The sequence below is a fragment of the uncultured Tateyamaria sp. genome (genome assembly GCF_947503465.1).
Classification (GTDB): Bacteria; Pseudomonadota; Alphaproteobacteria; order Rhodobacterales; family Rhodobacteraceae; genus Tateyamaria.
Genome location: NZ_CANNDN010000001.1, coordinates 724,256 through 743,410, shown reverse-complemented (window position 1 = coordinate 743,410; position 19,155 = coordinate 724,256). Strand labels below are relative to the sequence as shown.

19 protein-coding genes and 1 tRNA gene are annotated in these 19,155 nt (G+C 61.8%); 10 read left to right on the top strand and 10 right to left on the bottom strand.

Translation table 11 applies throughout. The features are described 5' to 3' along the window. Positions 1-61: 61 nt before the first annotated feature. The 3 genes from Q0844_RS03810 to ihfA form a co-directional block, all read right to left on the bottom strand. A tRNA-Pro gene (locus Q0844_RS03810) sits at positions 62-138 on the bottom strand. 70 nt (positions 139-208) lie between these two features. Next, positions 209-1,330 carry a MerR family transcriptional regulator gene (locus Q0844_RS03805; protein WP_299042258.1) on the bottom strand — a complete coding sequence of 374 codons (1,122 nt, stop codon included), beginning with the start codon at positions 1,328-1,330 and terminating at the stop codon, positions 209-211. A 4-nt stretch (positions 1,331-1,334) separates the two neighbouring features. Beyond that, on the bottom strand, positions 1,335-1,637 hold the full coding sequence (ihfA, locus tag Q0844_RS03800; protein WP_039686554.1) for an integration host factor subunit alpha: 303 nt from the start codon (positions 1,635-1,637) through the stop codon (positions 1,335-1,337). Here ihfA and Q0844_RS03795 point away from each other — a divergent pair. Next, a complete protein-coding gene (locus tag Q0844_RS03795) occupies positions 1,627-2,361 on the top strand; it encodes an AraC family transcriptional regulator (protein ID WP_299042255.1) in 735 nt (244 codons plus the stop codon). The two genes, ihfA and Q0844_RS03795, sit on opposite strands and share 11 nt — an antisense overlap. A 227-nt stretch (positions 2,362-2,588) precedes the next feature. Continuing rightward, a complete protein-coding gene (locus Q0844_RS03790) occupies positions 2,589-3,515 on the top strand; it encodes an AraC family transcriptional regulator (protein WP_299042254.1) in 927 nt (308 codons plus the stop codon). A 3-nt stretch (positions 3,516-3,518) separates the two neighbouring features. Here Q0844_RS03790 and Q0844_RS03785 read toward each other — a convergent pair whose 3' ends face one another. The 4 genes from Q0844_RS03785 to Q0844_RS03770 form a co-directional block, all read right to left on the bottom strand. Next, positions 3,519-4,490, bottom strand: a complete 972-nt coding sequence (locus Q0844_RS03785; protein WP_299042252.1) for a beta-ketoacyl-ACP synthase III — start codon at positions 4,488-4,490, stop codon at positions 3,519-3,521. Then, positions 4,487-5,578, bottom strand: coding sequence for a phosphate acyltransferase PlsX (plsX, locus tag Q0844_RS03780; RefSeq protein WP_299042250.1), 1,092 nt, complete (start codon positions 5,576-5,578; stop codon positions 4,487-4,489). Before plsX ends, Q0844_RS03785 begins: the two co-directional genes overlap by 4 nt. Before the next feature lie 35 nt (positions 5,579-5,613). Then, a complete protein-coding gene (gene rpmF / locus Q0844_RS03775) occupies positions 5,614-5,820 on the bottom strand; it encodes a 50S ribosomal protein L32 (protein WP_299042248.1) in 207 nt (68 codons plus the stop codon). 196 nt (positions 5,821-6,016) lie between these two features. Beyond that, on the bottom strand, positions 6,017-6,571 hold the full coding sequence (locus tag Q0844_RS03770) for a DUF177 domain-containing protein (protein WP_299042246.1): 555 nt from the start codon (positions 6,569-6,571) through the stop codon (positions 6,017-6,019). Between the two features lie 102 nt (positions 6,572-6,673). On the opposite strand from Q0844_RS03770, the gene bamE reads away from it, so the two are divergent. The 4 genes from bamE to Q0844_RS03750 all read left to right on the top strand — a co-directional run bounded on the left by bamE (position 6,674) and on the right by Q0844_RS03750 (position 10,862). Continuing rightward, positions 6,674-7,126, top strand: a complete 453-nt coding sequence (gene bamE / locus Q0844_RS03765; RefSeq protein WP_299042245.1) for an outer membrane protein assembly factor BamE — start codon at positions 6,674-6,676, stop codon at positions 7,124-7,126. Positions 7,127-7,199: 73 nt separating this feature from the next. Further along, a complete protein-coding gene (locus tag Q0844_RS03760; protein ID WP_299042242.1) occupies positions 7,200-7,922 on the top strand; it encodes a GNAT family N-acyltransferase in 723 nt (240 codons plus the stop codon). Between the two features lie 174 nt (positions 7,923-8,096). Next, positions 8,097-9,908 (top strand): ATP-binding cassette domain-containing protein, encoded by a 1,812-nt coding sequence (locus Q0844_RS03755; protein WP_299042239.1) that lies wholly within the window; start codon positions 8,097-8,099, stop codon positions 9,906-9,908. Between the two features lie 27 nt (positions 9,909-9,935). Then, positions 9,936-10,862 carry a DUF5996 family protein gene (locus Q0844_RS03750; RefSeq protein WP_299042236.1) on the top strand — a complete coding sequence of 309 codons (927 nt, stop codon included), beginning with the start codon at positions 9,936-9,938 and terminating at the stop codon, positions 10,860-10,862. Here the strand turns inward: Q0844_RS03750 and Q0844_RS03745 are convergent. From Q0844_RS03745 to mnmA, 3 genes are all read right to left on the bottom strand, one after another. Beyond that, entirely contained in the window at positions 10,859-11,404 is a 546-nt protein-coding gene (locus Q0844_RS03745) for a sugar O-acetyltransferase (RefSeq protein ID WP_299042233.1), read from the bottom strand. The two genes, Q0844_RS03750 and Q0844_RS03745, sit on opposite strands and share 4 nt — an antisense overlap. Then, positions 11,404-12,159, bottom strand: coding sequence for an SDR family NAD(P)-dependent oxidoreductase (locus Q0844_RS03740; protein ID WP_299042230.1), 756 nt, complete (start codon positions 12,157-12,159; stop codon positions 11,404-11,406). Before Q0844_RS03740 ends, Q0844_RS03745 begins: the two co-directional genes overlap by 1 nt. A gap of 74 nt (positions 12,160-12,233) precedes the next feature. Beyond that, on the bottom strand, positions 12,234-13,373 hold the full coding sequence (mnmA, locus tag Q0844_RS03735; protein WP_299042228.1) for a tRNA 2-thiouridine(34) synthase MnmA: 1,140 nt from the start codon (positions 13,371-13,373) through the stop codon (positions 12,234-12,236). A 128-nt stretch (positions 13,374-13,501) separates the two neighbouring features. On the opposite strand from mnmA, the gene Q0844_RS03730 reads away from it, so the two are divergent. The 4 genes from Q0844_RS03730 to recG all read left to right on the top strand — a co-directional run bounded on the left by Q0844_RS03730 (position 13,502) and on the right by recG (position 19,081). After that, entirely contained in the window at positions 13,502-13,780 is a 279-nt protein-coding gene (locus Q0844_RS03730) for a DUF1153 domain-containing protein (protein WP_299042226.1), read from the top strand. A gap of 100 nt (positions 13,781-13,880) precedes the next feature. Next, entirely contained in the window at positions 13,881-14,600 is a 720-nt protein-coding gene (gene ctrA / locus Q0844_RS03725; RefSeq protein WP_299042224.1) for a response regulator transcription factor CtrA, read from the top strand. 147 nt (positions 14,601-14,747) lie between these two features. Further along, complete coding sequence (gene ligA / locus Q0844_RS03720; protein ID WP_299042221.1) at positions 14,748-16,997, top strand: NAD-dependent DNA ligase LigA; 2,250 nt, start codon at positions 14,748-14,750, stop codon at positions 16,995-16,997. Next, positions 16,994-19,081, top strand: a complete 2,088-nt coding sequence (gene recG / locus Q0844_RS03715) for an ATP-dependent DNA helicase RecG (RefSeq protein WP_299042218.1) — start codon at positions 16,994-16,996, stop codon at positions 19,079-19,081. Before ligA ends, recG begins: the two co-directional genes overlap by 4 nt. Positions 19,082-19,155: the final 74 nt, after the last annotated feature.

Sequence of the window (19,155 nt, the reverse complement as noted above, 5' to 3'; positions counted from 1 at the left end):
CCCCCTCATCGTGTTCCGAGGCGTCGTATCAGCGACCCCGTAGCGCCGGGGCAGTGTGTTTTGGTCGGGCTAGCAGGACTCGAACCTGCGACCTTCCGTCCCCCAGACGGACGCGCTACCAGGCTGCGCCATAGCCCGACGTGAGGGGTGTCATACCCGATTTCTGGCCGGGGGCAAGGGGGAATTGGCACGCGATGCCCTGTTCTTCTTACCGCGGCTCGCGCCGGTTGCTGGCCATCTGGTCACGCAAGGCAGTGAGCTGTGCCAGCAGGGGGCGGATTACATTGCGCTGTGCATCGGTCAACTGTGTCAGGCGTGCCGCCTTACTCAGTGCCGAGGGTGCCACGGCGATTATATCCGGATCCGGATCATCCGGAACATCAATGACACGCGGCACGGGGGCTGCGGCAGTTTCGTCGACCGCAACGCCGGATTCGTCTTCGGCCACGGGATCGTCAGGTAATGGAGTGGGCGGCGCAGGCTCATCGGTGGAAGTGACCACCTCGTCACTCTCGGCCTTGTCCGGCGCCACAGCGTCTGGGGCATAATCCGACAGGAACGACGGCAAGCCGTGTGAAGGGGCGTCTGCCTGTTGCGGCTCCGCGGTTGTGCTTTCGGGCGCCTCTTCCTGGGCCGGGGTGGCTTCTGTTGTGGCGGTAGGCGGTTCGGAGCGCATGAATGCGGGCAGGGCATTCGCGGGCACCTCATCCGGCGCTGGGTCGTCCTGGGCGCCGTCCACCTCTGACCGGTCATCCTCTGTAGGCACGGGCACGTCCTCCACCATCGGGGGGAACGGCAGACCGGCTGCGGCGTCTTCTTCCGTATTCACCGCGTCGGGCGGTGGGGTCGGTGTGCGCAAGAAAGATGGAAGGGGCGCTTCCGGTTCTGCTGCCGCGACTGACTCTGTGTCTGCCGCGGTATCGTCAGATGTCGCGCCTTGCACAGCGGGTGGTGTCGATGCAAATGGCACAACCTCGGCCTCGACGGGCGGCGGCGTGACATCCTCGTCCATGCGGGCGGTCAGATCCGCGTCCAGCTGTGCATCCGTTTCAGCATCAAGGGGCGGCGACAGGTCGGCAACATAGGCCATACCTTCCTCGCGCAGGATTTTCTGCACACCTTTGATGGTCAGCCCATCTTCGTGCAGCAGCTTGCGAATGCCACCCAACAACAACATGTCGGCGGGGCGGTAGTATCGCCGCCCACCAGCGCGTTTCACGGGCTTTACCTGGGTGAACTTGCTTTCCCAAAAGCGCAGCACATGGGTCTGCACCCCCAACCATTCCGCAACTTCCGAAATGGTACGAAAGGCGTCTGCAGACTTGGCCATCCGGTCAGGATTTGTTGCCAGCCGCCACGCGATCTTTCATCAGATGCGAGGGGCGGAAGGTCAGAACGCGACGCGGGTTGATCGGCACCTCTTCACCCGTCTTCGGGTTGCGGCCGATGCGGGCCGACTTGTCGCGAACCGAAAAAGTACCGAAGGATGAAATCTTGACCTGCTCGCCACGCACGAGCGCATCAGACATGTGGTCCAGCACACTTTCCACCAATTGCGCGCTTTCGTTCCGCGACAATCCCACCTCACGAAACACCGCTTCGCTGAGGTCCATTCGCGTCAAAGTCTTGTCTGTCATTGGAACTCCCCTTTGGCAGAGCATAGGGCGCAGGGAAATTCCGAGTCAATATCAAGACCTTGGCCAAGACACCGGATGTACAATTTATGGCCGGTTGAGGAAGCACAGCGCGCTTAAATACGCCAACAAGGTCAGATTGCGGCCCATACTGCGCCGGATGGAATTGATAAGCGAAAAACCGCAGAAAAACCTCGATAGCGAAAAGCGCGCGCTAGAACACGAAAGACCTGAAGGCCGTTTTGCGGTAAATTCAACCTATGATTATACGATGGGAGGAAGAACCGTGCCGCACCATGCTGCTGTTTTGAAGGATATTCTGAACATTCCGACAATCTCGCCTGTTGACGACCCATGTGCCGAGGTCAACACCAGGCTGGCACGGGACCGGCAGGGTCACTCGCTCAGTGAAAAGGCCTTTGGGCGCATCATCGCGTGGATGCGCAGCCACATCGATGAACATATAAGCGAAGACATGTTATGTGCGCTCAGCCCGATGGGCATGCTCGCTTTCCGTCGCGCATTCGAAGCCCATGCCGGGCTGCCGCCAATGCATTTTCTGACGTGGATGCGCGTGGATACCGCCGTCCGCCTGTTGATCGACACCCGCTTCGATTTAACAGAGATCGCCTTTGTGACGGGGTTCAAGACCGAACAGGGGCTGGTGTCCGCCTTTCTCGCGACGTTGGGCGTCCGGCCACAGGCCCTGCGCGTGTCACTGGGTTAATCCGCCTGCCACGGGTGTCTGCGGCCGAAGGCCGGGCTGGTTTGGCTCGGCTGGATCACGTCACTTCAAATCCCCCAAAATGCGAAAGAAACCCCGATAAACCGGGCTAAATCCCGTAATATCGGGTGGGACGCCGCGATATTCGACAAATCAGGACGCACACGCATCCACTTTCGAAGGCCCTAGCTGGCAGCGCATTGATCCGCACCCGGAAGGACAGGTGTGATGTGCCGCGGGACGACGAGGATAGGAACGGACTGATCACGAATATCCTCACATTGGGCGAGGATGGGCCAGAACGCGACGCCCGTGCGTTCTATGGCTATGTGACCCAAACCAATCTGATCGGCGGTGCAGGCGGCGCGATTATCAAGCAAGTGAATTGTCCGGGCGGTGAATTCGATTCTCCGCCCTTTGACGACTACCACCTGCACATTGCACTGACGACGTCGCGCCGGACCTATTCCAATTTCGACGGGCTGATCCGGGAAGGGCGCGGGCACGCGGGGCAGCTTGGACTGGCACCACGCGCCACTAGGGGGGAATTGGCAGTCGAAGGTACGTTTTCCAGCCTGCATATCGCCGTCCCTCAGGCCATACTGCGCCGCACGGCAGACGCGCTGGACGTGCCAGTGCAGCCCGATCTCGAGAGCTTGTTCAGCATCTACTTTCATGACCCCGCGATTTTGTGGGTGGCCCAGTCGCTTGCAGAAACGGCGCTCCTGACGTCCGGGCGCGACGCCTTTCATGCGGACCAGTCGCTGTGGGCGTTGTCCGCGCTTTTGTTACAGCGTGCGGGGACCATTGAACTGGCACGCCGCAATACATCACCCCTGGACGCGGACGCGTTTGGCAAGGTGCATGATATGTTCGTCGATCACATCGAACTGCCCCTTACGATACAGGACCTCGCGGACCGGGTTTCGATGGACGTGTTTTCGTTTTCTCGCGCATTCAAGTCACGGACGGGCCGTTCGCCGTACCAATACCTGCTCCAATTGCGGGTAGAGCGGGCGCTGCATCTGTTGCTGTCGACCGACATCAGCCTGATCGAAACCGCTTATGCCTGCGGCTTCTCCAGCCAGGCGCATTTCAATACCGTCTTTCGCAAGGTTATGGGCATGACACCGGGTATGGTTCGGGCCCGGCGCTAGCGGTCACCAGCGCAGGACGACGGCACCCCAGGCCAATCCGCCACCAATGGCTTCGGTGACGATCAGGTTGCCATCCTGGATTTGACCGTTTTTTCGACCCACGGACATGGCCAGCGGGATGGACGCGGCAGAGGTATTGCCGTGGTCCTGAACCGTAACGACCACCTTATCCATCGCGACGCCCATTTTCTTGGCCGTGCCCTGGATAATTCGAATGTTGGCCTGGTGCGGTACAATCCAATCCACGTCATCGGCCGTGACACCGGCACGGTCCATCGCAGTTTCGGCGGTGGCAGCCAGTTTTTCGACCGCGTGGCGGAACACTTGATTGCCCTGCATCCGTAGATAGCCACTGGTCCCCGTACTCACGCCGCCATCCACATAAAGCAGGTCGCGATGCCGCCCGTCCGAATTCAGGTCCGTGGCCAGAATGCCCCGATCCTCGGATGTACCCCCGCCGTCTTGCGCCTCCAGCACCAACGCACCGGCGCCGTCGCCAAACAGCACGCAGGTGCTGCGGTCGGTCCAGTCCATGATCTTGGAAAACGTCTCGGCCCCTATGACAATCACCCGCCGTGCCTGACCCGACACGATCAGGGCGTTGGCATTCGACAAGGCATAGACAAAGCCGGCGCACACCGCCTGCACGTCAAAGGCAAAACCGCGCGTCATGCCCAGCTTGTCCTGCACCATGGTCGCGGCGGACGGAAATGTCAGATCCGCCGTGGAGGTGGCCAGCACGATGGCATCAATGTCGTCCGCAACCAGCCCGGCATCGTCCAGCGCCGCCTGGGCGGCGGCTGTTGCCATGGAAGATGTGGTGTCCTCCTCGGTGGCAAAATGACGGCGCTCGATCCCGGACCGCGCGCGAATCCACTCGTCGGACGTATCCAGCGAGGCCTCGAACTCGGCGTTCTCGACCACGCGCGCGGGCAGGTAGTGCCCCACGCCACGCACCACCGCACGAAGCGTCATCGCTTGCTCTCCTCTGCCAGCGCAGTGGCCCGCGCAACCCGGGCGGCCAGCTTGTCGTTAAAGCCCTGTTCGGACAATTGGGCCGCCAGTTTGATGGCTGCCGATACGCCCGTAGCATCGGCCCCGCCATGCGATTTGACAACCGTGCCATTCAAACCAAGAAACACGCCACCATTTACCCGGCGCGGATCAATGCGTTTGCGCAAGCGGCGCATCGAGGTGAAAGCCAACAGATAGGCGAGGCGGGACAGGGGTGTGAACTTGAACGCCTCGCGTAGCAAATCACCGATCAGGCTGGCCGTGCCCTCGCCTGTCTTGATGGCGACGTTGCCGGTGAACCCGTCGGTCACAACCACATCGGCCACATCCCCCTGGATGTCCCCGCCTTCGACAAAGCCCACGAAATCGAATTCAGCCGCGTCAGCCTGGGCGCCGATCAGCTCATAAGCCTCTTTCAGCTCGGACCGCCCTTTGTGTTCTTCGGTGCCCACATTCAACAGACCGATTCGCGGGCGCGGCAGATCCATGCCGTTGCGCGCATAGGACGCACCCATCAACGCGTAGCGCAACAGGTCCGGTGCCTCGGCGCGCACATCCGCGCCCACATCCAGCATCACGTTGAACCCCTGGGGGTTCCTGCTGGGCCACAACACGGCGATGGCGGGGCGGTTCACGCCGGGCAATTTGCGCAAGCGGATCATCGACAGGGCCATCAGTGCACCGGTGTTGCCGCAACTGACGACCACGTCCGCGTCGCCCGAGCGGACCGATTCAATGGCCGACCACATTGATGTGCCCTTGCCGTTGCGGACCACATGGCTGGGTTTGTCATCCATGGTCACGACGTTGCTCGCGTCACGGATCACGCAACGATCGTGCAGGTTTTTTCTGCGGGATACCAACTGCTCCAGCTCGGCTTTTGGGCCGTGCAGGATAAACCCCAGCTTGGGATTCTTCTTGGCAGACTTGGAACACCCGGACACGACAGCGGCGGGGCCCATGTCCCCGCCCATCGTGTCAACGGATAGAATAATGGGAAAGGCAAGCTTTGCGGTGGCGTCGGCCGTGTCGGAGGAGGGGGCCGTCATTGTGCGCTGTCTTGCCTTGTCGCCGTGGACGCTGCTCAGGCCGCGTCGTCTTCCAGATCAACCTCTTCAGTCATGGCGACAATTTCGTTGTCGTCGTAGTGACCGCATGCCGCGCAAATGTGGTGTGGGCGCTTCAGCTCACCGCAGTTTGGGCATTCGTTGGGGTTGGCGGGGGTCAAGCTGTCGTGGGCGCGGCGGTTGTTGCGGCGCGATTTCGACACTTTGTTCTGTTGCACAGCCATTGGATTGGGCCTTTGGTTCGGGCAGCGCCGCGCCGGGTGCGCGGATGCGATGTGTTTCGGTGCGCCCGTAGACCGGGCATTTCAGATCGTCCATGGACGGGCTGAGCAGCGTTTAGGCAAAGCGCCGTCCCGTGTCCAACCCTAAATCTCGTGAGGGCGGCAAAATACGCATCCCTGCCCAAGACGCAAGGGCAAATCAGTCCTTTTCGCCGCCCTCGAGGCGCGACTTCAAATCCGCCAGACCGGCAAAGGGTTTGGCAGCCTCATCGGTCAACGGATCAACGCCCGGTTCGGTCAGCACCGTCTCTCCAAGTTCCGCCCCATCGGCGCGCGGAAAGTCTGGAATGGCAAGGCTCAGTGCTTCGATCATGACGGCTTCGGGATCAATCCAGGCCCCAAGGGGTTCGACCTCGTCATCCTCCGGCATTTCGGCCTCAGGGGCGTCGATTTCTTCGAAGTCGCGCACGTACAGGCGGCGCACGGGCACATCGATGCGGGTCGTGACAGGGGCAAGAGTGACAGCACAGGGTTGGGTCACCGTCGCGCCCAGATCACCTGTCAGCAGCCAGTCCGTTGCCCCGTGGCCCGCGATCTGTCCCTCAAAACGCAGCTTGCGCAATCCGGTCAGATCCAGCGCGACCGCCAATGCCTTCATGGCGTCCGTATCCGGCGCAAAGGCAAAGGGTGTGGGCGCGTTCTGGGCCAATCCACTGACGCGCAAAGCCGCAGGTGAAGGAGGGGTCAAAGACATGAACGGACTTTCGTTTCTTGAACCAAGGCCAAAGCTTGAGTAAGTCGAGATAAAAGCACCACGCCCCCTGAGCAAGGGGCGGCGCAGCACAAGGGGGGTCAAATGGGGACCTTTACACCACTTTCCGCAGCAGGGCTGGCCCTGATACTGTCGCTTGGGCTTGCGGGATGTTCCCCCACGTTCCGAAATCACGGCTATGTCCCGCCCGAAGAAGACCTGGCCGAACTGGTTGTTGGGATCGACACGCGCGGCACGGTCGAGGACCTTGTGGGTCCGCCCACATCCGGCGGGGTGCTCGAAGGGGGCGACTATTTCTATGTGCGCAGCCGCGTGCGCACCTTTGGACCCAGGCGGCCGCAGGTCGTGGAGCGACAGGTTCTGGCGATCACCTTCGATCAGGACGGGGTCTTGCAGAACATCGAACGGTTCGGGCTGGAAGACGGGCGCGTTGTCGCGTTGTCGCGGCGCGTGACCACCAGCGGTGTCCGCGACACGACATTCCTGCGCCAGCTGCTTGGCAATATCGGCCGGATCGGCCCAGAGGGCGTTCTCTGACCGCGGGCCGTCACGCCGGTGTCATGGGCCCTGTGATACGGGGATCCAAAACAATGTCGGCAAGGGGCAGGGCATGATCAGGTTGAAAAAGGGGCGCTATGTCGCGCGGACGGCACAGACGCCATCCGACTTGCGCGCCGCGCAGGCGCTTCGGGCGCGTTGTTTTGGGCTCGAGACCGATTCTGATGCGTTTGATGACAGATCGACCCATATTCTGGTCCGCCGGGTCGCAGATGATGCGCTGGTGTGTTGTTTCCGAATGATGCCATTGACCGGGGCCACCATCTCGCACAGCTATTCGGCGCAATATTACGAACTCAGCGCACTTGAGGCCTTTGACGGCAAGATGGTCGAGATGGGCCGGTTCTGTGTGGACCCGGATGCAGCGGATCCGGATATCCTGCGCGTCGCGTGGGGGGCCATGACAACCTATGTCGATGACACCGGGGTCGAGTTGCTGTTTGGGTGTTCGTCCTTTGCAGGAACGGAGACGGCAGACTACCTCGACGCGTTTGCCATGCTCAAGGCGCGCCATCTGGCGCCGACGCGCTGGTTGCCCAGGGTCAAGGCCCCCAAAGTGTTCGAATTTGCCGCCCGGCTTCGCCACAAGCCCGATGCGAAGCTGGCGATGCTGCGCATGCCGCCGTTGTTGCGCACCTATCTTATGATGGGCGGTTGGGTCAGTGATCACGCCGTGGTCGATGATGACATGAACACGCTGCATGTGTTTACCGGGGTGGAAATCGGGGCGATTCCACCTGCGCGCAAGCGACTTTTGCGCGCTGTCGCCGGATAGGGATATCGGATCGGGGTGCCCCGATCCGACCGGCTGGGGGGCCAGCCCCCCAAACCCCCCGAAGTATTTTCAGCCAGAAGAAAGTGGATCCCTGGCCATTTGGCGCGTGTTTCAGGGTGGAACGCGGTGACGCGCCGGTTGACGGTGCTGAAAGGACCCACTAGCTGCCCGCCTATGGCCCGTGTTCCCTTGCTCCAGCTCTCCGATATTTCGCTTACCTTCGGCGGCGATCCCGTATTTGACGATCTGTCCCTGGTGGTGCAACCGGGCGACCGTGTGGCGCTGGTGGGGCGCAACGGGTCCGGTAAATCTACGCTGATGAAAGTGATGGGCGGGCTGGTTGAGCCCGACAGGGGCGACATAGTGCCGGGCCCCGGCGTGAGTGTCGGGTACATGGAGCAAGACCCTGATATGTCGGGGTTCTCCACGCTTGGCGACTTTGCAATCCACGGGCTAGAGGCGTCCGACCTTTACAAGGTTGAGCGCGCCGGCGAAGGATTGAAATTTGATCCGGCCCGCCCTGTGAGCACTGCCTCGGGTGGCGAACGGCGCCGCGCCGCCTTGGCGCGCCTCATGGCCGAAGCGCCGGACCTCATGCTGTTGGACGAGCCGACCAACCACCTCGATATCGAGGCCATCGCCTGGCTGGAGGGCGAGTTGAAGGCCACCCGTGCCGGGTTTGTGTTGATCAGCCACGATCGTGCCTTTTTGCGTGAGCTTACCCGCGCAACGCTTTGGATTGACAGGGGAATGGTGCGCAGGCAGGAAAAGGGTTTTGACGCGTTCGAAGCCTGGCGTGACACCGTTTGGGAGGAAGAAGACACCGCCCGCCACAAACTGAACCGCAAGATCAAGGCCGAAGCGCGTTGGGCCGTGGAAGGCATCAGCGCCCGCCGCAAGCGCAACATGGGCCGGGTGCGCGCCCTGCAGGACCTGCGTTCGGAGCGCGCGGCTCAGATCAACCGCCAGGGTGCTGCTGCGATGGCGCTGGATGCCGGTCCGAAGTCCGGTCGCAAGGTGCTGGACGCGCAAGGCATTTCAAAGGCGTATGATGGAAAGATGATCCTTGCGCCGTTTGATCTGAAGGTGCGGCGCGGCGATCGCATCGCCTTTGTCGGACCCAATGGTGTTGGCAAGACGACCCTTCTCAAGATGTTGATCGGCGAAGTGCAACCGGACACGGGCACCGTCACAATCGGCACCAACCTGGAACTGGCCGTGTTTGATCAGGCCCGGTCCACGCTGGACCCGGATGCGAGCCTGTGGGACAGCCTGACCGGTGATCCCGAAATGCGCGTCAGCGGCAAGGCTGATCAGGTCATGGTACGGGGCACGCCCAAGCATGTCGTCGGATACCTCAAGGAATTCCTGTTTGACGAGGCGCAGGCCCGCGCACCGGTCCGGTCCCTGTCTGGTGGAGAAAAAGCACGCCTGCTCTTGGCGCGGATCATGGCGCGCCAGTCCAACCTTCTGGTGCTGGACGAACCGACCAATGACCTTGACGTCGAAACTCTGGATCTGCTGCAAGACCTTCTGGGGCAATATGACGGCACCGTGCTTTTGGTCAGTCACGACCGCGATTTTCTGGACCGGGTTGCCGTGACCACGATCGCCATGGAAGGCGATGGCAATGCCACGGTCTATGCCGGAGGGTGGAGCGATTATCGATCGCAACGACCCACCCGGTCAGTGCCGGAACCCCTTGAAGCTGAACGCAAACGCCAAGCGACACCCCCCAAGCCCAAGCAGACCGCCAAGACGGGACTATCCTTTACCGAAAAACACCGTCTGGACGCCTTGCCCGCCGAAATCGAACGGCTGGAGGCAGAGATGTCCAAGTTGCAGGAATTGTTGTCAAATCCCGACCTTTATGCCCGCGAACCGGTGAAGTTCCAAAAGGCGACCGAGGCGCTGGCGATACGCCAGGCGAAACTCGACGCGGCCGAAGTGGAATGGCTGACGCTTGAGGAAAAGGCGGAAGCCTGACGTGATGTCCTGTGCTAGGCTGCGCGCATGACCTGGCCCGCATTGACCTATGCCACGTGGAAACACACTGGCGCCAGCCTGCACATGTGGGCGCAAATCGTTGGGAAATTCCGCCTCGCGCAGACCCCTTGGGTGAACCATTCGTGGCATGCAACGCTCTATCCTGATGCACGCGGTCTGACGACCGGTCTGATCCCCGGCGGGGTCGACGTCCGGTTTGACCTGGTGGACCACCGGTTGGAGATCACGGCGACGTCAGGAGCACAGTCTGGATTCGACCTTGAACCGATGCCCGTCGCACAGTTTGATGCCGCGTTCAAACAGGCGCTGGATCACGTCGGCGCGCCGACGGACTATCACCATTTCCCAAACGAAGTGCCGGACCCGATGCCGTTTCGCGATCAGACAGGTCCGGGGCATTACAATGCGGAGGCGGCCCATGCCTGGTGGCAGGCAATTGCGGCGATGACGCCGGTGTTCCAACAGTTCAGAACCGGATTCCTGGGCAAGGTAAGCCCCGTGCACCTGTTCTGGGGGTCGTTCGATCTGGCGGTCACCCGCTTCTCCGGTCGGCCCGCACCCTTGCATCCGGGCGGATTTCCGGCGCTTCCCGATGCCGTCACGCAAGAGGCCTACAGCCACGAAGTGTCCTCGGCCGGGTTCTGGGCAGGGGGCAACGGCGCGGATGATGCGATGTTCTACAGCTATGCCTATCCGGTGCCGGACGGATTCGGGGCGGCGCCTGCCGGGCCCGAAGGCGCATATTACGACACCAGTTTGGGCGAGTTCCTGATGCCCTATCGCACTGTCGCAGAGGCAGATGATCCTGCCGCGGTGTTGCTGGACTTTTTGCTGGCCACATATGACGCGGCGGCGTCCTTGGGTGATTGGGACCCGTCCTTGACGTGCCAGATGGGGCTGCCCCGCATTCCACGCCCTGTTTCCGGCCCCTAGATTGCCCGGGCGGGCACACCCACGACCGTCACACCTTCGGGTACATCATGCGTCACGACCGCACCGGCGCCCACGATCACACGGTTGCCGACAGTTACACCGGGCATGATGATGGCCCCGGCACCGATCCACACATCGGCACCGATATGAACGGGATGCGCGATCTCGATCCCGGCGCGCCGCTTGACCGGATCGCGATGGTGATCGGCACACAGGATCTGTGCACCCGGTCCGATCATCGTGCCATCGCCGATATGGACCGCGGCACTGTCCAGGATGACGCATCCGCTGTTGATATAGACCTCTGTCCCCAGATGAATGTTACGCCCGTACGAGCAGTGAAAAGGCGCTTCGATCAGACACGCATTGCCGGGATCGGCAAACAGCGCCCGCAAGGGCGGGCTGAGTGCGCGGCGGTCGGACGGGGGCAGGTGGTTGTGCGCGTGGACCGCATTCAATGCGGTCATGCGCAGCGCTTCCAATTCGGAATCGAGGCATGAATACCATGCGCCCGACTCCATCTTCTGGCGCTCGGTTGTCATCAGCGCATCCTAAGCGCGCCATCAAGGCGGATCACCTCGCCGTTCAGATATCCCATCTCAACGATGAAGGCGGCCAGCCGCGCATATTCATTTGGGTCGCCCAGGCGGGCCGGGTTCGGCACATCTGCGGCCAGCGCGGCTTGCACATCGTCGGGCAGCCCCGCCAGCATCGGCGTTTTGAAGATACCTGGCGCGATGGTCATGACACGCACTCCGGAACTGGCCAGATCGCGTGCCATGGGCAGGGTCATTCCGACGATTCCGCCCTTGGACGCAGCATAGGCGGCCTGGCCCTTTTGTCCGTCAAAAGCCGCGATCGAGGCGGTGTTGATGATGACGCCGCGTGCCCCGTCAGGTTCGGGATCGTTTTCGGCCATGGCTGCGGCCGCCAACCGGGCGACGTTGAAGCTGCCGACCAGGTTGATGTCGATGGTTTTCTGGAACGCGGGCAGGGGGTGCGCACCGTCGCGCCCGACTGTTTTGATGCCCAGAGCGATGCCTGCGCAGTTCACCGCGGCGGTGATCCCGCCCATTTTGTCGCGTGCATGATCGATGGCCCGGCTGACGGACGTTTCGTCGGTCACATCTGTTTCGACAAAATGGCCGCCGATCTCGGATGCGACCTGTTTGCCTCGGTCCGAATCGCGATCCAACAGCGTCACTTGTGCACCTTGCGCCGCTAAGTGTCTGGCCGTCGCCTCGCCCAGCCCGGACGCGCCGCCGGTCACTACCGCCAGGGTTGTGTCTAGTTTCATGGGGTCGGCCTCCGCGAGATATGAACGTCTGTTCAGTTAAGCGGAATGCACCCGTGCTGGCAAGGTGGGTGGCGTCACCCTTTGTGAATCCACCCGCCGCCAAAGATGCGGCTGCTATCGCGGTCATAGAACACGCAGGCCTGCCCGGGGGACACACCCGCCTCGGCCGCGACCAGTTCGACGGTGGCCTCGGTTGCGCTGATAGGGCGGATGATTGCCTCGGTCGGCGGGCGGGTCGAGCGGACCTTTACCGCGACATGCCACGCGTCCCGGCTGTCGAATCGGGTATCGCCCAGCCAGTTCACGTCCCGCACCGGCACGGTCCGGGTGGCCAACATATCTTTTGGCCCGACAACCACGTGGCGACGTTCCGCATCCAGTTTCACCACGTAAAGCGGATCAGCCAGACCGCCGATGCCCAGGCCCCGGCGTTGCCCGATTGTGTAATTGATCACGCCGTCATGGCGGCCCAACACACGCTCGTCTGTATCAACGATATCGCCCGGCGCCGCCGCTTCGGGGCGCAATTTGCGAATGACCGAAGCATAGTCGCCGTTGGGCACGAAACAGATGTCCTGGCTGTCAGGCTTGTCCGCCACGCTCAGTCCATACTTGGCGGCAAGGGCGCGCGTGTCGTCCTTGGACGGCAAATGGCCCAACGGAAAACGCAGGTAGTCCAGCTGTTCCGACGTGGTCGAAAACAGGAAATAGCTCTGGTCGCGATTGGCGTCGGCTGCGGCGTGCAATTCAGCGCCATGGTCACCCATCTTGCGCTGGATGTAATGGCCGGTCGCCATGCAGTCGGCCTCTAAATCCTTAGCCGTTTCAAGAAGATCCTTGAATTTCACCCGTTCGTTGCAGCGGATGCACGGCACCGGGGTCGCGCCGCCCAGATAACTGTCTGCAAATTCGTCAATTACCGCATCCTTGAAGACGTTTTCATAGTCCAGAACGTAGTGCGGGAATCCCATCTCTTCGGCCACGCGGCGGGCATCATGAATGTCACGACCCGCACAGCACGCGCCCTTCTTGGCCAGCGCCGCACCGTGGTCATAAAGCTGTAGCGTCACGCCCACGACGTCATAGCCCTGGCTTTTCAGCTCGGCCGCCACAACGGAACTGTCGACGCCGCCGGACATGGCGACGACAACTCGGGTGTCGGCAGGGGCTTTGGCAAAGCCCAGTGAATTGAGCGGACCGGATTGGTCAAGCATGGCACGTCTCCGCGGGGAATTGGACGCATATATATGAAAATCCGAAATAGTCTCAAGGGCTCGTTTAACGGCGCATTAAAGGCGATGGCGCAGAGTTTTGCTCAACACGAATAAAGAGCAGCGGTGCGATGTATTTGAAGAAAGTTGACGGGCCACGTGCGGTGTCCCTGCCAGATGGGACGGTGCTGACGCAGGCGGATATGCCACCGGCGACCACGCGGCGCTGGGTGGCGTCCCGCAAGGCGGCCGTGGTGCGTGGCGTGCTGTACGGCCTCATGACCCAAGAGGCGGCGCTGGATCGGTACGGCCTGAGCGAAGAAGAGTTCCACGAATGGGTGCGCGCCGTGTCCACGCACGGAGAGGACGCGCTGAAAGCAACAGCGTTACAAAAATATAGACAACTTTAAGTTGTTAACGTAAGTTTCCATCAAGGGTAACGTGTGGTTAACCTTTTCGGTTCACGTTTGGTTCGACACCCGAACACCCCCAGTGTGGAGATCCCGAAGAATGCGTGTGCTGCTTGTAGAAGACGACCCGACCACCTCCAAAAGCATCGAACTGATGCTGACCCATGCCAATCTGAACGTCTATGCGACGGATCTGGGGGAAGAGGGGATCGATCTGGCGAAGCTTTACGATTACGACCTGATCCTGCTTGACCTTGATCTGCCGGACATGAACGGTCACGAGGTGCTGCGCCAGTTGCGACTGGCCCGCGTGGAAACGCCCATCCTGATCCTGTCGGGTGCCGATGATACGGAAAACAAGATCAAGGGGTTCGGCTTTGGGGCGGACGATTACCTGACCAAACCGTTCCACCGCGAAGAACTGGTAGCCCGTATCCACGCCATCATCCGTCGGTCCAAGGGGCATTCGCAATCGGTTATCGAAACAGGCGACATCTCGGTCAATCTGGATGCCAAGACGGTCAGCGTCGACAACAAGACGGTGCATCTGACCGGCAAGGAATATCAGATGCTGGAACTGCTGAGCCTGCGCAAGGGCACCACGCTGACCAAGGAAATGTTCCTCAACCACCTTTATGGCGGCATGGACGAACCGGAACTCAAGATCATTGACGTGTTCATCTGCAAGCTGCGCAAGAAGCTGAGCACCGCAACCGGTGGTCAAAACTATATCGAAACGGTCTGGGGCCGAGGCTATGTGCTGCGTGATCCCGAACCTGCCCAGATGACGGATGACACGCCGATGGCCATCGGCGCCTGACGCAGCCAACCCCCCCTCGCGAAACGGGCCGATATGCACGACGCATGTCGGCTTTTTTCGTGCCGGACCGCGCCTGCACCGCATCAATGACTGGACCGCCCTGCCTACGGCTTTTATCTCTTGGCGCGACAAGGCAGGGGATGCGCCATGACGGACCAGATCGAGATTGACGCGCTGACAGAAGATCAAGCCAGGGCCGAACTGGCCGCGCTTGCCCGCATGTTGCACGAGGCCAACCAAGCCTATCATACAGACGACGCACCCGAGATCAGCGACGCGGAATATGATCGCCTCAAGCAGCGAAATGCCGCGATCGAAGCCAGGTTTCCAGACCTCAAACGCGACGACAGCCCCAGCGAACAGGTCGGTGGGTCCGTGGCAGACGGGTTTTCCAAGGTCACCCACACAGTTGCGATGCTGTCGCTCGCCAACGCGTTTGAAGATGCGGATGTCGGCGAGTTTGACGGACGGATTCGAAAGTACCTTGCCCTGGCCGCTGACGCGCCACTGGCCTACACCGCCGAACCCAAGATTGATGGCCTGTCCCTGTCGTTGCGATACGAGGACGGCGTCCTAGTCCAGGCCGCGACACGCGGCGATGGCGCGGTCGGAGAGAACGTGACCGCAAACGCGCGCACGATCGACGACGTGCCACACAGGCTCAGCGGTGCACCTGCCCTGTTGGAAGTCCGCGGCGAAGTCTACATGTCCCACCCGGATTTCGAAGCGCTCAATGCGCGCCAGTCCGATGCGGGTCAAAAGACATTCGCGAACCCGCGCAACGCGGCGGCGGGGTCATTGCGGCAGCTTGATTCCAACATCACCCGCACCCGTCCGCTGCGTTTTTTCGCCTATGCCTGGGGTGCGCTCTCCGAACCGCTGGCAGACACGCAAATGGCATCCATCGCCCGGCTCAAGGATCTAGGATTTGAAACCAACCCGTTGACGCAACTTTGCACTGGCCCCGATGAGATGCTCGCGCATTACCGGCTGATCGAACAGAAACGCGCCACGCTGGGCTATGACATCGATGGCGTGGTGTACAAGGTTGACGACCTCAACCTGCAAGGGCGGCTTGGTTTCCGGTCCACAACGCCGCGATGGGCGGTCGCACACAAATTTCCTGCGGAACTTGCGTGGACACGTCTGGATGCCATCGACATCCAGGTGGGCCGGACCGGTGCGCTCAGTCCCGTGGCGCGCCTGACGCCCGTGACGGTTGGCGGTGTGGTGGTGTCGAATGCCACCCTGCACAACGAGGATTACATTGCGGGGCGGGACAGCAAGGGTGGTGCGATCCGGGGGGGCAAGGACATTCGCGTCGGCGACTGGGTGCAGGTGTACCGCGCGGGCGATGTGATCCCGAAGGTAGCCGATGTAGATCTGACAAAGCGGCCCGAAGATGCCGTACCGTTCCGGTTTCCCGGCTGTTGCCCGGAATGCGGGTCGGATGCGATCCGCGAGGACGGGGATGCGGTGCGCCGCTGCACCGGTGGCCTGATTTGCCCGGCCCAGGCGGTCGAGAAACTCAAGCATTTTGTCAGTCGCGGCGCGTTTGATATCGAGGGCCTTGGCGCGAAACAGGTCGAGATGTTCTATCATGACGACCAACTGCCGATCCGCACGCCCGCCGATATTTTCACGTTGCAATCGCGCGATGCACGGAACCTCAGCAAGCTGGCAAAGCGGGATGGTTGGGGCGAAACCAGCGCGCAAAACCTGTTTGATGCCATAGATGAACGGCGCCGTGTGGCGCTTGGGCGGGTGATCTTTGCGCTTGGCATACGCCATGTGGGCGAGGTGGCCGCCAACGATCTGGCACGGCACTATACTACTTGGCAGGCGTTTTCGGAGGCTGTCGATACCGCCGCCCCCGCGGCGGAGCGCCACCTGCAAGCCGATGCGGCCGAGGCGGTAGAACGCCGGGCCGCGGCACAAGAGGGGCGCCGCGCGCGGATCAAACCGGTGCGCGAAGCGGTTTGGGCTGATCTTTCCGCCGACGCGCAAGCCGCCTGGGCCGACCTGACAGGCATTGACGGGATTGGCGCGTCGGTAGCCACCGCGCTGGTGACGACATTCCAGCAAGAGGCCGAACGCCGCTCGATTGACGCGCTGGTCCGCGCATTGCAGATCGAGAATGCCCAAGCCCGCGCCGCGTCGGACAGCCCCGTTGCGGGCAAGACTGTCGTGTTTACCGGAACGCTGGAAAAGATGACGCGGGCCGAAGCTAAGGCGCGGGCCGAGGCGCTAGGGGCCAAGGTCTCGGGCTCAGTCAGTGCCAAGACTGACCTGCTGGTGGCCGGGCCAGGAGCGGGGTCCAAGGCCAAGAAAGCGGCCGATCTGGGCGTCGAGACGATGGACGAAGATGGCTGGCTGGACTTGATCGGCGCCTCATGAGCCGTCCCGAAGTCCTTTTTCCGCTGTTTGCAGCGCTTGAAACGCTGGACGGCGTTGGGCCGAAGACCGCTCAGAACCTCGCGCATCTGGGGATCGAGGCGCCGCGCGATCTGTTGTTCACCCTGCCGCACACCGGCGTGGACCGCACCATGCGCGACACGGTCGAGGGGGCGGGCCTGCCAACGACGCTGACCGTCACGGTGACCGTGGGCAAACACTATCCCGCCCGCACGCGCGGAGGCGCATACCGCATTCATGTGGAAGACGCACAAACCAGCTTTCAACTCGTCTTTTTCCACGGGCGCAGCGATTACCTGAACAAGGTGCTGCCGCAGAACAGTATCCGCGTGGTGTCGGGCAAGGTCGAGCTGTTCGACGGCATCCTCAACATGGTGCATCCCGACCATATCCTGCCCGAAAGCGAGGCTGCGGACATTCCACCATTCGAACCCGTATATCCGCTGACGGCGGGCATCACCCAGAAGACGATGTTCAAGGCGACGCGCGCGGCGTTGGCCCTGGCACCGCACCTTGATGAATGGATTGATCCCGGACAATTGGCGCAGGCCGGGTGGCCCGGTTTTGTCGATGCGTTGCGCGCGGTGCATAGCCCGCTGGGGCAAACGGATCTGGCGCCGGATGCCGGTGCGCGCACGCGACTGGCCTATGACGAATTGATGGCGCATCAGTTGACATTGGCCCTGGCCCGCGCGTCCGAACGGCGCAGTCCGGGTGTGGAAACTGTCGGTACAGACATCCTTCGCTCTCGCGTGCGCGCGCGCCTTCCCTATGCCCCCACGGCCGCGCAAGAGCGTGCGATTACGGATATTGCCGAAGACATGGCGCGCGCCATCCGGATGAATCGCCTGTTGCAGGGCGACGTGGGCGCGGGCAAGACGCTCGTGGCCTTCATGGCCTTGCTGATCGCGGTCGAAGCAGGTGGGCAGGGGGTGATGATGGCCCCCACCGAAATCCTCGCGCGGCAGCATCTGGAAGGGCTGCAACCATTGGCCGAGGACGCGGGCATCGTACTTGAAATCCTGACAGGCCGCGACAAGGGGGCCGAGCGCAAGGCCAAGCTGGCGGCCCTTGCGCGCGGGGATATCCAGATCCTTGTCGGGACACATGCGGTGTTCCAGGACGATGTCGTGTTTGCCGATTTGCGGTTGGCGATTGTCGATGAACAGCACCGGTTCGGTGTGCGTCAGCGCCTTGCGCTGGGGAAAAAGGGCGGGGCGGCAGATGTTCTGGTGATGACCGCGACCCCCATCCCGCGGTCGTTGGCGCTCGCACATTATGGCGACATGGATGTGTCGGTGTTGGATGAAAAGCCGCCCGGACGCAAACCGATCAAGACGGCGATGGTCAGCACGGCCCGCATGGAAGAGGTGATCGCCCGGCTGCGCGCGGCCATGGACGAAGGACGGCAGTGTTACTGGGTCTGTCCGCTGGTCGAAGAAAGCGAAGCGGTGGATCTGACGGCCGCCGAGGAACGCTTCAAGCGGTTGCGCGCCATTCTTGGCGAAGGGCGGGTAGGGTTGGTGCATGGCCAAATGCCACCCGCCGAGAAAGACGCGGCGATGCGCCGGTTCCAGGCGGGCGAGACGGGTGTTCTGGTGGCGACAACCGTGATCGAGGTTGGCGTCAACATTCCAAACGCCACGATCATGGTGATCGAACGGGCCGAGACGTTCGGCCTGGCGCAGCTGCACCAGTTGCGGGGACGGGTCGGGCGCGGCGACGCTGCGTCGACCTGTCTGTTGCTGTACCAATCGCCCCTGTCAGAGACGGGCAAGCAGCGACTGGAAGTGCTGCGCGAGACTGAAGACGGGTTTCGCATTGCCGAGACGGACTTGCGCATGCGCGGCTATGGCGACCTGATCGGCACGGCGCAATCCGGAGTGCCACGCTTTCAGGTGGCGGACATGGACCGGCAGGCGGGGCTGATGGCTGTGGCGCAATCTGACGCCCGCAAATTGCTGTCCGAAGATCCCGCGCTGTTGTCCCCGCGGGGACAAGCCGCGCGTGTTCTGTTGTGGTTGATGCGGCAGGATCAAGCCATCCGTTTGATTTCAGTGGGTTAGCCTGTTTGTTCTAAAAAGTTCGCAAATGTTCCCAAAAAGTTCTTTACCAACTGTTAAGAATATGAGAACAAAGA